Source organism: Arthrobacter sp. G119Y2, assembly GCF_038069765.1.
Taxonomy (GTDB): domain Bacteria; phylum Actinomycetota; class Actinomycetes; order Actinomycetales; family Micrococcaceae; genus Arthrobacter_B.
In genome coordinates this window covers 676,907-689,743 of record NZ_JBBPFS010000001.1, presented here as the reverse complement: position 1 = coordinate 689,743, position 12,837 = coordinate 676,907, and the positions used below count along the sequence as shown (strand labels likewise).

The window sequence follows — 12,837 nt, the reverse complement described above, 5'->3', positions numbered from 1 at the left end:
CTAACAATTTTCCTTGCCGCGGTGTTGTGCGGGGTCTAGGCTCGGGCCAGCGGAATACTCCTTCCGGAGTGGACCGGAAAATTGCATCCGACGTGCACAAAGGAGTGACGCGTGAAAATACCACTGTCAGGCGCCGGGCCGGCGCTTAACCGCCGGCAACTGTTGATGGGTACCGGTGCGCTGTTTGGAGGTGCGCTCACGGCGGCTTCGCTCTCCGGATGCCAGGCTCCTGCGGCCGGTGCCGCGCAGGACCTGCGCTTCTGGCATCTCCTCTCCGGCGGCGACGGCATCAAGATGCAGGGAATGATCGACGCCGCCAATGCACAGAACGAGGGCTTCACCGTCACCCCGACCGTCCTGGCCTGGGGCGCCCCCTACTACACCAAACTCTCCATGGCATCGGCCGGAGGGCGGCCGCCGGAACTTGCCATCATGCACGCCAGCCGCGTTGTGGGCTACGCCCCCGGCGGCCTGCTGGATGAATGGGACCTGGACCTGCTGGCGGAAAACGGTGTGACGGAGGCAGACTTTGCCCCGCGCATCTGGGAGAACAGCAAAATTGACGGCAAGGTCTTCAGCATCGCTCTGGACTCACACCCCTTCATCATGATGTACAACACGGAGATTGCCGCGGAGGCCGGGGTGCTGGGCAGCGACCAGCAGCTGATCGCTGTCAGCTCCCCTGAACAGTTTCGCGATGTGGCCCTGGAAATGCAGAAAGTCACGGGCAGGCACGGGCTGTCCTACGGCTACCTGGGCGACGGTGCGCAGATGTGGAGACTCTTCTACACCTTCTACCGGCAGCACGGCGCTGAAATGGTCCTGAACCAGGGCGAGAGCGCCGTGGTGGACCGCGACGTCGCCATCTCCTGCCTGGAATTCATCCGATCGCTGCTCGATGATTCGATCACCACCCGCAGCGGGGACATCAACACGGCCATTGCAGAATTTGCCGGCGGTGATTCCGGCATGCTGTTCAGCGGGGTGTGGGAACTGCCCACCATGAAGAACGCCAACATTCCCCTCGGGGCCTCCCCCATACCCACGTTGTTCGGCACGCCGGCAGCCTACGCCGACTCCCACGCCTTTGTGCTGCCGCACCAGCTGAACCTCGACGACGGCCTGCGGCGGGACTCCTACAAGTTTGTGGCTGATGTGCTGAAGGGATCCTCTGCCTGGGCTGAGGCGGGGCACATTCCCTCCTACCAGCCCATCATCACGTCAGCCGACTACGCAGCCCTTTCTCCGCAGGCCAACTACGCAGCTGCAGCGGACATCATCAACTACGATCCCCGGGCCTATTTCTCCGGCTCGGGGTCGGACTTCCAGACCTTCTTCGCGAACAGCGTCCAGAATGTCTTTCTCGGCCGGGACCAACCGAAAACCGGCTGGGACTCCTTCGTCGAACGGCTCAATATCCTCCTGGCCAAGCCCAACCCCGTATAAGGCCGGACCTGCAACGTCTTCTGCTGAAAGTGACAAAGGAGTCCTTCATGAGTACCGCAACCGCTTCACGGGGTGCCGGCAGCACCGCCGGGCAATCAGCTGCCGCGCCCAACACCCTGCGCAAGTCTCGCCGGGACAACCTGCAGGGCTGGGGATTCAGTGCCCCGTTCCTGGCCTTCTTCGCCCTGTTCCTGGTCTGGCCAATTGTCTACGGCTTCTACATGAGCCTGACCGGCAAGTCCCTCACCGGTGCCAACAACGAACTGATCGGTTTCGCGAACTACACCGAGGCGTTCCAGGACCCGGACCTTTGGCAGTCGCTCGGAAACACCCTGTACTTCACCGTCATCAGCACCGTTCCGCTGGTGGTCATTGCCCTGGCCATGGCAGCCCTGGTGAACATGGGGCTGCCGGCACAGTGGCTGTGGCGGCTGGCTTTCTTCTCCCCTTATCTGCTTGCCTCCACCGTGGTGTCCCTGTTCTTCACCTGGATGTACAACCCGCAGCTCGGCCTGATCAACGACATCCTCTCGAAGGTGGGGATTCCGCCGGTCGCCTGGCTCAACGACCCCAAGGTTGCCATGTGGGCCATTGTCATTGCCACCGTCTGGTGGACCGTGGGCTTCAACTTCCTGCTCTATCTGGCAGCCATGCAGAACATTCCACAGCAGCACTACGAGGCGGCGTCACTGGACGGAGCAGGCGGCTGGCGGCAGTTCTTCTCGATTACGCTCCCCCAGCTGGGACCGACCACCGTCCTCATTGTCATCCTCCAGGTGCTGGCGTCCCTGAAAATCTTCGACCAGGTGTACCAGATGACCCAAGGCGGACCCGCGGGTACCACCCGGACCATCGTGCAGTACATCTTTGAAACCGGGTTCACCGGGTACCGGTTCGGATACTCCGCCGCAATCTCCTACGTGTTCTTCGCCCTGATCATCGTGGTCTCGTGCGGGCAGTTCTTCATCAACCGGCGAAGGAGCCTCTGACATGGCAGCACCGGCACTTATCCGACCTCCGGCACCGGTACCTTCGGCCCCGCGGCAGAACCGCAAGCGCGCTGCAACCCCTGCACGCATCGCGGGAACCGCGGTTGTCTCCGTCCTGGCCGTTATCTGGCTGCTGCCCTATGCCTGGGCGGCGGTCACGGCATTCAAGCCCGAGACCGAGGCGGCAGCAACTCCGCTCACCTGGTTCCCTGAATCAGGTTTCACGCTGGACGCCTTCACCAAGGTGCTGGGCGAAGGAAACATTCCGCTCTGGACCTGGAATTCGCTGATCACCTCGGCAGCCATCACCGTCATCACCCTGGTGATCTCGGCGCTGTGCGCCTACGCCCTGTCCCGGATTGACTTCAAGGGCAAGCGGATCCTCATGTCCGTGATCATCGCCTCCATCATCATTCCGCCGCCCGTGCTGATCATCCCGCTGTTCTACCAGCTGCTTTCCATGCACCTGATTGACACCTACTGGGCGATCATCCTTCCGCAGGTGATTGCTCCGGCCATGGTATTTATCCTCAAGAAGTTCTTCGACCAGATTCCGCGTGAACTCGAAGAAGCCGCCATCATGGACGGCGCCGGGAGGATGCGGGTGTTCCTGCAGATTGTCCTTCCGCTCTCCCGCCCGATCCTGTCCGCCGTGGCGATCTTTGTCTTCATCGGTGCGTGGAACAACTTCCTGTGGCCGTTCATTGCGACCAACGACCCTTCGCTGCTCACGCTTCCGGTGGGGCTGCAAACCATCAAGAGCGCCTACGGCATCCAGTACGCGCAAAACATGGCCTCAGCCCTGCTGGCTGCCCTGCCGCTGATCATCGTTTTCCTTTTCTTCCAGCGGCAGATCATCAAGGGTATTTCCACCACCGGCCTGGCCGGCACCTGATTATTCCGTCCCTTTCGAGCCGCACCACCCGCACCCGCACGACCCTTTTACCCGCACCACCACGTCAAGGAGCAATTACATATGTCCCGCGCCAAGATCAGCATTGACCGCAACTTCACCATCGGAGAGGTTCCCCGCCGTCTGTTTGGCTCCTTCGTGGAGCATATGGGCCGCTGTGTCTACACCGGAATCTACGAACCGGGCCACCCGGAAGCCGATGAGCAGGGCTACCGCCTGGACGTCTTGGGCCTGGTCCGGGAACTCGGCGCCACGGTTGTGCGCTATCCCGGCGGAAACTTTGTCTCCGGCTACAACTGGGAGGACGGTGTCGGGCCGGTTGAACAGCGTCCCACCCGGCTCGACGGCGCCTGGCACACCGTGGAAACCAACGCCTTTGGCCTGCATGAATTCGTGGACTGGTCCCGCAAGGCCGGGGTCGAAATCATGGAAGCAATCAACCTGGGAACGCGCGGCGTTGACGCTGCCCGGGAACTGGTGGAGTACGCCAACCACCCCGGGGGCACCTATCTCTCGGACCTCAGGGCCAAAAACGGGCACAAGGAGCCGTTCGACATCAAGCTGTGGTGCCTGGGCAACGAACTGGACGGCCCGTGGCAAACCGGGCACAAGACGGCCGACGAGTATGGCCGCCTCGCCCAGGAAGCCGCCCGCGCCATGCGTTATGTGGATCCGGACCTGGAACTCGTCGCCTGCGGCAGCTCCAGCTCCTCCATGCCCACCTTCGGAGCCTGGGAGCAGACCGTGCTCGGCCATACTTACGACGAGGTGGACTACGTTTCGCTGCATGCCTACTACCAGGAGGAAGAGGGCGACGCCGAGAGCTTCCTGGCCAGCGCAGTAGACATGGACTATTTCATTGAGTCCGTTGTTGCCACAGCCGACGCCGTCAGGGCCCGGGGGAAGCATAAAAAGCACATCAACCTGTCCTTTGATGAATGGAACGTCTGGTATCAGCGCGGACTCAACACCGAGGATCAGCCGGCCGCCGTGGCGCGCGCGGGCTGGCGTGAGCACCCCCGCGTGATCGAGGACAAATACAACGTGACCGACGCCGTCGTCGTCGGGACCCTGCTGAATTCCCTGCTGCGCCACGGTGACCGCGTAACTATTGCCAACCAGGCCCAACTGGTAAACGTGATCGCCCCGATCATGGCAGAAGAGAACGGTCCCGCCTGGCGGCAGACCATCTTCCATCCCTTTGCCCGCATGGCTGCCCTGGCCAAGGGGCAGATCATGCGTACGGCGGTGGAGTCGGACAAATATGCCACCAGCCGCTTCGGCGATGCCGACCTCGTGGACGTCAGCGTCACGTGGGACGAGGAAACCGGTAAGCTCGCACTCTTCTTCGCCAACCGCGGCCTGGAGGAAGCGGCGGATGTGGAAGTTTCCCTGGGCGGATTCGACACCGGCCGGATCATCCGCGCAGAGGTCCTGCAGGTTCCCGAGGGCAGGGACCGTTTTGCGATCAACTCGCAGGCCGACGGCGAGCAGGTTGGGCTGACTCCCCTGTCGGACGTGAAGGCCGTGGGCAGCGAGCTGCGGCTCACCCTTCCCGCACTCTCCTGGGCCGTCGTGGAAGTTGAGGTCAGCAAGAACTAGGAAACCCCGAGCGGGCGTGGGCACCGGCGAGCGCCGGGCAATCCGGTGCCCACGTTGTGTCGCTGAGCCGGTGCCGGCCTGCGGCTGCTGCCGGGCAAGCATCGGAGTGTTCGGTGAGCGCCGGGTGTTCAGCAAGCGCCTGGTGTTCGGCGAGCGCCGGGGTGTTCGAGGAACCCGATGTCTTGTGGTTTCCGTTCCGTGGTTTCCGTTGCGGCTGCCCTGTGGCCGGCGCCTTCCCCTGATACTTCCGGTGCAGGTTGGTCCGTTATGGCCTAACGGGGCACAGAAGCGCCCCCCTTCGCGCGGAGCCCCGCCGTAAGTTCCCCGTTGTAGGTCCCCCGTGGCACTCCCCCCCGCGACGGTCCCGCCCACCGACCACCGATACTCTCACCGCGTTCCCCCACTGCTTCCCCCCACAGACAGCGTCACCAAAGGTCTTGTGCACCCGAGGTTCCCTGCTGAGGCGGGGCAGTTTCGGGCATGTAGTCCCGGCGCTCGGCTCCTTCCGGAAGTTCACCATCATGATGCTGGGCCCAACGGAGCATTCCATCGGCAAAGCGTCGAACTGTGCAGCCTTCGAACATGTGTTCTATAAACGGGAAGCGTGCAGCCCCAGGTCCTTTGCCCTCCCCCCAACCTGACGCCACTCAGGGCTTATCTGCCACCTCAGGTCTGGGTAGGCGCGGAGCCCAGGCAGATCTTGCGCCGGCAACGTCGCTCGGGCCACCCTTGACGACCCTTGTCCGGAAAGGCAGGGTTGGAGATCATCAGTATGCTTTCTAAAAGGGGAGACAGATGCGGTCAATGGTGTACCGCGGACCGTACAAGGTCCGTGTCGAAGAGAAGGACATTCCACGGATTGAACACCCGAACGATGCCATCGTTCGCGTGACGGCGGCAGCCATCTGCGGCTCCGACCTGCACCTTTATCACGGAATGATGCCCGATACCCGGGTGGGAACCACCTTCGGGCACGAGTTCGTGGGCGTGGTGCATGAGGTGGGTTCCTCGGTGCAGAATCTGGCCGTGGGCGACCGGGTCATGGTTCCGTTCAACATTTACTGCGGGTCCTGCTGGTACTGCAGCCGCGGCCTCTACTCGAACTGCCACAATGTGAACGCCAACGCCACGGCGGTGGGGGGCATTTACGGTTACTCCCACACCTGCGGAGGCTACGACGGCGGGCAGGCGGAATTTGTCCGTGTTCCCTTTGCCGATGTGGGTCCCTCCATCATTCCGGAGTGGATGGATGAAGAAGATGCCGTCCTCCTCACTGACGCCGTCGCCACCGGCTACTTCGGTGCACAGCTGGGCGATATCCGCGAAGGCGACACCGTTATCGTGTTCGGGGCAGGGCCGGTGGGGCTGTATGCGGCCAAATCCTCCTGGCTCATGGGAGCGGGCCGGGTCATCGTGGTGGACCACCTCGAATACCGGCTGGAGCAAGCCCGGTCCTTTGCGCATGCCGAAACCTGGAACTTCGCCGAGCACGAGGACATCGTGGTGGAAATGAAGAAAACCACTGACTACCTCGGAGCTGACGTGGCCATTGATGCCGCGGGGGCGGAAGCGGACGGAAGCTTCATCCAGAATGTCAGCGCCGCCCAGCTCAAGCTGCAGGGCGGATCTCCGGTGGCACTGAACTGGGCCATCGACTCGGTCCGCAAGGCAGGAACCATATCCGTCATGGGCGCCTACGGCCCCATCTTCAGTGCCGTTAAATTCGGCGACGCCCTGAACAAGGGCCTCACACTGCAGATGAACCAGTGCCCGGTCAAGCGGCAGTGGCCCCGGCTCTTTGAACACATCCGCAACGGCTATCTCAAGCCCAGCGACATTGTCACGCACCGCATCCCCCTGGAACACATTGCCGAGGGATATCACATGTTCTCGGCCAAGCTCGATAACTGCATCAAACCCCTGATCATCCCCAGTGCCTCCTGAAAGCGAGGAAACCATGGCAGAAACACCAAGCACGCCGTATGTGGCAGGAGCACCTAAACGCAGGTTCACCAATGAGGAGCTGAGAGCCCGTATTCCGGGATGGGGGGCGGACCTGGACCCCGCCAACCGACCCTCCGTCCCGAAGATGCAGACGGATGTGAACACGGGTGCGCATTGGGATTTCCCGGAGCGCCAGCAGGAACGGCAGCCGCGGGAACATTCCATTGAGCATCAGTTCGTGACGCCGGTTTTCGGCACCTCGGTTCCCCTGAAGGGGGTTTCGGGTGCGATGCGCCGCTACGCCTACAGATACGGCGAGGCCCGGGCTGCGCACTGGCTCATCCTGATCGCCGCGGACAGGGTCGACGCCGGCGGCAGCCACCTGCGCTCCTTCCTGACCCTGCAGCCCGACAATCCGGTCACCGAAACAGGGGCGATGAGTGAGTTCACCCGGCACGGCATTTCCTCGCGGTTCGGCAAGAAGCGGGCCGACCTTAAGGAGCAGGCCCTGGTGCCTGTCTTCGTGGCGGGTCCCTGGATTCTGGCCGGGGGCGTTGCCTTCGCCGTTCTCCGCAGGCTGCTGCGCGCGGCCCGGCGCTGAGCGCCCTCCGGACCGCGCTCAGGCAACCGGACTCAGGCAGCCGGCCCCAGCTCCCGGAGCAGCTCCGCCCGCACCCGGGCGGGGTCGCTTCCCAGCCCCCTGAGAGTGTGCCCCGCGGTACCGTTGTCCCCGGCCAGCAGGCCCAGCAGCAGATGCTCGGGGCCAATGGTCTTGTCGCCCAGTGCGAGGGCTTCACGCAGCGACTGCGTGAGCACTCCCTTGGCCGAGGCGGTAAACGGAATGTGGCCGCCGCTCCGGCTCTTGAGCAGGCTCCCGCGCCGGAGCGGCTGATCCAGCGCGCCGGGGCCGAAGCTCGCTTCAGCGCGTTCCCGGACAGCCTCCAGATCGACGCCGATCGCCTCCAGTGCCTGCGCATCCGCCCCGCCCAGTGCCTGCGTTCGCCGGGCTACCGCGTCGCGGTCGATCCCCAGCCGGTTGAGCACCCGCACAGCGGGGTTGTCGCCGCCGCGCAGGACCCCGAGCAGGAGGTGGTCCGCCGTTATTTCGCTGTCTCCCAGTAATCGGGCCTGCTCCTGCGCTTCGGTGACCACTGCGCGGGCTGTTCCGGAAAAGCGCTCAAACATTTCTGTCTCCTTTGTCCGCGGAAGCTGTTACCCGCCCCGCATGCTTTTTGTGCACCGCCTGCTTGGACACTCCCACCGCAGCGGCGATCTCCGCCCAGGACCATCCGAGCCTCCGGGCGTTCTGCACCTGCAAAAACTCCAGCTGATCCACCAGCCGCCGCAGTGCAGCCACGGCCCGCAGGCCAACGGCAGGGTCATTGCTCATACCGTCGCCAATGAGGTCCTTTTCTGTATCCATGGCGTCAGCCTAGGTTGACGCCATCTTCACTGTCAACACTTGTTGCCATTCGAATTCCGAGCTGCGGTCCTCCGCCTGCCAGAATGGGGAGATGCCACGTTCTCAGGGTTTTGACGATCCGCGGCTTGTCCGTGAAATCCGGCGGCGGCCGGACGCCGACGTTCCGCCGGACCGCTGGCCCGCGACGGTTCCTGCCGTGGCCTCGATTCTGGAGTCCGGTCTTCAACTTCCTGCCGGCGTGACATTCCTGGTCGGCGAAAACGGCAGCGGCAAATCCACTCTGGTCGAGGCGGTCGCGGCGGCTTACGGCCTCGGACCAGAGGGCGGCACGGTGCATTCGGCGCACAGCACGCATCGCACCGAGTCTCCGCTGAGTAACTGGATCACCCTTGCCCGGCAGCCCGGGGCTCCGAAATGGGGTTTCTTCCTGCGGGCGGAAACGATGCACGGGTACTACACCTTCCAGGATCAGCTCGGCGGCGGCCGGGACTTCCACGCCATGAGCCACGGCGAGTCCTTCCTCGCCCTCGCGGAAACCTACCTCAACACCCGGGGGTTCTACTGCCTGGACGAGCCCGAGGCCGCCCTGTCCTTCAGCTCCACCCTGGCCCTGATCGGTGTGCTCAATGACCTCGCGGCCAACGGATCACAGATCCTGTGTGCCACCCACTCCCCCGTGCTGGCCTCTCTTCCCGGGGCCACCATCTATGAAACGGGCGCCCACGGGATAGCCCGCCGTGAGTGGGAGGACCTGGACCTGGTAACGAACTGGAGATCCTACCTGAATGAGCCCCGCCGCTACCTGCGGCATATCCTCGCGCCGTGACACCGAAAACCAGCCGCATCAGGCAGCGGCCCTCCCGCAGTCCCGGTGCACGTCCCGGCGTCCCGGGCGCAGCCGCCGGAGCGCTGTGTGTTCTTGTGGCCTCCGTGCTGTGGGGCACCACCGGCACCGCCGCCACCTTCGCACCGCACGTCGGCCCGCTCGCCATTGGAGCCGCGGCGATGGGAATCGGCGGACTGCTCCAGGCCCTGACGGCTTTGCCGCTGCTGCGGACGGCCCGCCTGCCCCTCATCCGCCACCGGTCCGCGGTGCTGCTCGGCGGGGCGGCCGTAGCGGTGTACCCGCTGGCCTTCTATTCCTCCATGCACCTTGCCGGCGTCACGGTGGGCACAGTGGTCAGCATCGGCTCGGCTCCGCTGGCCTCGGCGGTTCTTGAGCGATTCGCCGACGGCCGCCGGTTCAGCCTGCGCTGGGCCGCGGGAGCGGGCACGGCAATCGCCGGGACGGTGCTGCTGTGTGCGGCGGAAGCGGCCGCGGCAACGGGCGGCGACGGCGCACGCCAGCCCGGCGCCGTCGTCGCCGGTGTCCTGCTGGGACTGGCTGCCGGAACCACCTATGCGCTTTACTCCTGGACGGCGCACCGGCTGATGAACCACGGAATTCCGGCACGCGCCGCGATGGGTGCGACCTTTGGCCTGGGCGGTCTCCTGCTGATGCCGGTACTCGCGGCCGCCGGCGCCCCGCTGCTGGCCTCGTGGCCCGCTGCGGCGGTGGGACTGTACATGGCGCTGGTTCCGATGTTCGCCGGCTATGTGCTCTTCGGCCGGGGACTGGCCCGAATCCTGCCCAGCACGGCAACCACGCTTTCCCTGGTGGAGCCCGTGGTTGCGGCGGCGCTCGCAGTCGTGATTGTCGGCGAGCGCCTGCTGCCGGCCGGCTGGGCGGGTGCAGCTCTTGTCCTGGCCGGGCTCCTGGTCCTGACCCTCCCGGGGTCACCCGGGACGCTGAGACGCAGGACAGGAAATCGCGCAACCCCGGAACGCCCCCGGTAGGAACCGGGCCGGGGGTTGTCCTTCCCCTCGATCCCGGCTCTTGGGCTTAGGCTGTGCGGATGCCGCACAACTCCGCTTCAGTCCCCGCCATTCCGCTGCGTGCTGCCGCCGTTCCGGATGTTCCCGACTACCGGCGCACGGCAGCCCGCCGAACCTGGGCCGAGTTGCCGACCCCTCTGCAGGAACGGGCCGCTGCGCACCTCGGAGGCCGCGTCACCGGGGTACGGCCGGCCGGCGGCGGTTTTACGCCGGGTTTCGCTGCTGTGCTGGAGAATGCCGGCGGAGACCGGATTTTCGCCAAGGCAGCACCGGAGTCGGACGCCTTCATCTATCCGTCCTACCTGCGGGAGGCCCGGGTGCTGCCGTTCATGCCCCCGGGTATGCCTCTTCCCGCGCTGCGCGCCGCCGAGCACCTGGCAGTGGACGGCGCCGGCTGGCAGCTGCTGGTTTACGAGGCTGTGGACGGCACCATGCCGGGATACCCCTGGACGGACAGGGATCTGAGTGCAGTGGAACAGTCCTGCGCCGAAGCCGTCCGCAGCCTGAAGGACTTCCCGCGGGAGCTCGCCGGCGATCCGCTGGCGGATGACATCGCCGCCGTACCCTCATCCTTCCCGGCGGTGGCGGAGGGAAAGCCCGCCCCGTGGTTCCTGCCCGGCTTGAGCGCCCAAGAGGCCGGGAACTTCCAGGCTCTGCTCGATCTCTGCCCGGAGGCACTGACCGGTGACGCCGTCCTGCACGGCGACCTGCGTCCGGATAACATCCTGATGCTCTCCGGACGGGCGCTGATCTGCGACTGGAACTACCTCGGCAGCGGACCGGAATGGACCGACTGGGTGTCAGTACTCCCCTATGCCCGCGCCGGCGGACTCGACGCCGACGCCTGGCTGCACCGGTCGGCGCTTACCCGGGCTGTGCCTGCCTGGCATATCGACGCTTTCCTGGCCGGTTTACTCAACTACATGATCCACTGGGGCAGCCAGCCCGAGGTTCCCTCCAGCCCCCGCCTGCGCGCCCACGGGCGGCATACTGCCCGGATCGTGTACGACTGGTGCCGCGCACGGGGCGCCGTGTAGCGAGGCTTCCCCCGCTTCCCCTTCTCTCTCCCCCTACCCCCGGGATAACTTCCTACCGCCGGGATAAGAGGGTCACCAGGACGGCGCAGGCTGTAGCCGCGGCCTGCGCGACCATCAGCGCCGGAGACGGCCCCAGGAACACCGCCAGCAGGAAAGGAAACAGAGCCAGAAACGCCGTGTCGAGCCCGCGACCCAAATCCCCCAGCTGGGCAGACGGAACCGGTCCAAAGGGTGTGTCGACGGGCAGGACGGACCAATCGGGTGCCTGCCGGTAGCCCCCTCGCACTGCTGCGGCGCCGAGGCCTGCCCCCGCTGCTGCTCCCAAACCGGCGATTGCGGGGTCCGCGGCTCCCACCGCAGACAACCCCGCCCCGAGCAGCGCCAGCCAGGCGGCCATGGCAAGGGCGGGCGCGAGCATCCTGCTGCCGCGGACCGCAGCGGGCGGCAGCGGCAGCAGCCGGTCCACTCCGGCAAGGAGTGCGGTCTGCCGTGCCACAGCACCCACGGCGGAACTCGAGGCGCATCCGGCCGCGGCGATCACGGCGAGCTGTGCGTATACCGGCAGCCCACCCTCCAGCAGGATGACAACGGCGCACACCAGCAGCGATGCCGCGGGCAGGACCCAGACGCCCGGCAGCCGCAGGAAGGCAACCAGGTCTGCGCGGAGCAGTGCCGCGAAAGGCCCCGCCCCGGGACGGTGGAAGAACTTCCGGCCGCGGACCGCTGCTGATGGTTTTCCGGGGGCGGCCAGGGCCCGGCTGAGCTCGTTGACGTCCATGAAGTACACGGCGGCACCGGCATGCCCGGACACGGCACCGCCGCGCACCAGCTCGGCGCCGGGAATATGCTCAAGCCGGTTCCGGAGCAGCAGCCACAAGGACGCCGCAGCGGCTGCGGCGAGCGCGGGCGACCACCGGTAACCGGCCGCTGCCGCTTCCGGAAGCAACGCCAGCACCGCGGCGGCCGGCAGCATGAGTCCTGACGCAGGGCGGGACCGGCCGGACCTGCTTGTCTGGCGCAGTGCTGCCAGGAGCAGCATCACGGCTGCGGCCAGTCCGAACGCCGCGGCACCGGCTAGCCTGTCCGCGGTCCAGGGGTATCCCGGTCCGGGGCGGGCAGTGAAGGATACCGCCAGCTGCAGGAGTGCTCCTCCTCCCGCCGTGAGTAGGGTTCGGCCCAGTATTCCCCGCACCACCATGGGCCGGCGTTTCAAGGGCAGGGGCAGCCACCAGTGTCCCTCCGCACGCGCAATGCTGACCGGCCCCAGCCGGCGCGCCAGTACGGCGACGGCGGCAAGGGCCGCGGTCGATGCACCGTAGAGCACCAGGTCCTGGGGAAGGACTAACCACCGCTGGTCGGCCAGGGTGCGCCCCGGGGCGGCGGCGGCAAGGAGCAGCTGCTCCCGGAAATAGACCATCAGCGACCCTGCGAGGACAGCTGCAAGGGCGGCAGCCAGCGCCGCCGTATACAGATCCACCAGGACATCCCGCACCCGAACGTGCCGGCGCCGGTGGGACCGGGATGCTGACCGGGTAAAGCGCACCGGGTCGAAGTGCCCCGCAGGGCCATAGTCCCCATCGGGCATGATGTGCTTTTCTGCTGTCACAG

General features: G+C 65.6%; 12 protein-coding genes. 9 read left to right on the top strand and 3 right to left on the bottom strand.

All coding sequences use genetic code 11. The features are described from left to right. The first annotated feature begins 165 nt into the window (after positions 1-165). The 6 genes from WKB88_RS03260 (at position 166) to WKB88_RS03235 (ending at position 7,495) form a co-directional block, all read left to right on the top strand. Positions 166-1,446 carry an extracellular solute-binding protein gene (locus tag WKB88_RS03260; protein ID WP_341393210.1) on the top strand — a complete coding sequence of 427 codons (1,281 nt, stop codon included), beginning with the start codon at positions 166-168 and terminating at the stop codon, positions 1,444-1,446. Positions 1,447-1,493: 47 nt separating this feature from the next. Then, entirely contained in the window at positions 1,494-2,435 is a 942-nt protein-coding gene (locus WKB88_RS03255) for a carbohydrate ABC transporter permease (protein ID WP_341393108.1), read from the top strand. A gap of 1 nt (position 2,436) precedes the next feature. Further along, entirely contained in the window at positions 2,437-3,330 is an 894-nt protein-coding gene (locus WKB88_RS03250) for a carbohydrate ABC transporter permease (protein ID WP_341393107.1), read from the top strand. 81 nt (positions 3,331-3,411) lie between these two features. Next, entirely contained in the window at positions 3,412-4,950 is a 1,539-nt protein-coding gene (gene arfA, locus WKB88_RS03245) for an arabinosylfuranosidase ArfA (RefSeq protein WP_341393106.1), read from the top strand. Between the two features lie 795 nt (positions 4,951-5,745). After that, the gene (locus tag WKB88_RS03240; protein WP_341393105.1) at positions 5,746-6,894 is read left to right on the top strand and encodes a zinc-dependent alcohol dehydrogenase; all 1,149 of its coding nucleotides are present in this window, start codon (positions 5,746-5,748) and stop codon (positions 6,892-6,894) included. A 13-nt stretch (positions 6,895-6,907) separates the two neighbouring features. Next, entirely contained in the window at positions 6,908-7,495 is a 588-nt protein-coding gene (locus WKB88_RS03235; protein ID WP_341393104.1) for a hypothetical protein, read from the top strand. 32 nt (positions 7,496-7,527) lie between these two features. Here the strand turns inward: WKB88_RS03235 and WKB88_RS03230 are convergent, their stop codons facing one another. Both WKB88_RS03230 and WKB88_RS03225 read right to left on the bottom strand, forming a co-directional pair. After that, positions 7,528-8,079: a Clp protease N-terminal domain-containing protein gene (locus WKB88_RS03230; protein WP_341393103.1), complete on the bottom strand. Its 552-nt coding sequence runs from the start codon at positions 8,077-8,079 to the stop codon at positions 7,528-7,530. Further along, positions 8,072-8,317 (bottom strand): helix-turn-helix domain-containing protein, encoded by a 246-nt coding sequence (locus WKB88_RS03225; RefSeq protein ID WP_341393102.1) that lies wholly within the window; start codon positions 8,315-8,317, stop codon positions 8,072-8,074. Before WKB88_RS03225 ends, WKB88_RS03230 begins: the two co-directional genes overlap by 8 nt. A gap of 91 nt (positions 8,318-8,408) precedes the next feature. On the opposite strand from WKB88_RS03225, the gene WKB88_RS03220 reads away from it, so the two are divergent. The 3 genes from WKB88_RS03220 to WKB88_RS03210 are packed head-to-tail and all read left to right on the top strand — an operon-like array spanning position 8,409 to position 11,229. After that, on the top strand, positions 8,409-9,143 hold the full coding sequence (locus WKB88_RS03220) for an AAA family ATPase (protein ID WP_341393101.1): 735 nt from the start codon (positions 8,409-8,411) through the stop codon (positions 9,141-9,143). Positions 9,144-9,160: 17 nt separating this feature from the next. Then, positions 9,161-10,153 (top strand): DMT family transporter, encoded by a 993-nt coding sequence (locus WKB88_RS03215; protein WP_445818862.1) that lies wholly within the window; start codon positions 9,161-9,163, stop codon positions 10,151-10,153. 59 nt (positions 10,154-10,212) lie between these two features. Then, the gene (locus tag WKB88_RS03210) at positions 10,213-11,229 is read left to right on the top strand and encodes a phosphotransferase (protein ID WP_341393099.1); all 1,017 of its coding nucleotides are present in this window, start codon (positions 10,213-10,215) and stop codon (positions 11,227-11,229) included. A 52-nt stretch (positions 11,230-11,281) separates the two neighbouring features. Here the strand turns inward: WKB88_RS03210 and WKB88_RS03205 are convergent, their stop codons facing one another. Further along, positions 11,282-12,835 (bottom strand): DUF6297 family protein, encoded by a 1,554-nt coding sequence (locus WKB88_RS03205; RefSeq protein WP_341393098.1) that lies wholly within the window; start codon positions 12,833-12,835, stop codon positions 11,282-11,284. Between the last annotated feature and the right edge of the window lie 2 nt (positions 12,836-12,837).

What these genes read in the sequence shown, in the direction of transcription:
- WKB88_RS03260 (WP_341393210.1), top strand. Translation starts at nt 166, where the DNA reads ATGGGTACCGGTGCGCTGTTTGGAGGTGCGCTCACGGCGGCTTCGCTC.
- WKB88_RS03255 (WP_341393108.1), top strand. Translation starts at nt 1,494, where the DNA reads ATGAGTACCGCAACCGCTTCACGGGGTGCCGGCAGCACCGCCGGGCAA.
- WKB88_RS03250 (WP_341393107.1), top strand. Translation starts at nt 2,437, where the DNA reads ATGGCAGCACCGGCACTTATCCGACCTCCGGCACCGGTACCTTCGGCC.
- arfA (WP_341393106.1), top strand. Translation starts at nt 3,412, where the DNA reads ATGTCCCGCGCCAAGATCAGCATTGACCGCAACTTCACCATCGGAGAG.
- WKB88_RS03240 (WP_341393105.1), top strand. Translation starts at nt 5,746, where the DNA reads ATGCGGTCAATGGTGTACCGCGGACCGTACAAGGTCCGTGTCGAAGAG.
- WKB88_RS03235 (WP_341393104.1), top strand. Translation starts at nt 6,908, where the DNA reads ATGGCAGAAACACCAAGCACGCCGTATGTGGCAGGAGCACCTAAACGC.
- WKB88_RS03230 (WP_341393103.1), bottom strand. Translation starts at nt 8,079, where the DNA reads ATGTTTGAGCGCTTTTCCGGAACAGCCCGCGCAGTGGTCACCGAAGCG.
- WKB88_RS03225 (WP_341393102.1), bottom strand. Translation starts at nt 8,317, where the DNA reads ATGGATACAGAAAAGGACCTCATTGGCGACGGTATGAGCAATGACCCT.
- WKB88_RS03220 (WP_341393101.1), top strand. Translation starts at nt 8,409, where the DNA reads ATGCCACGTTCTCAGGGTTTTGACGATCCGCGGCTTGTCCGTGAAATC.
- WKB88_RS03210 (WP_341393099.1), top strand. Translation starts at nt 10,213, where the DNA reads ATGCCGCACAACTCCGCTTCAGTCCCCGCCATTCCGCTGCGTGCTGCC.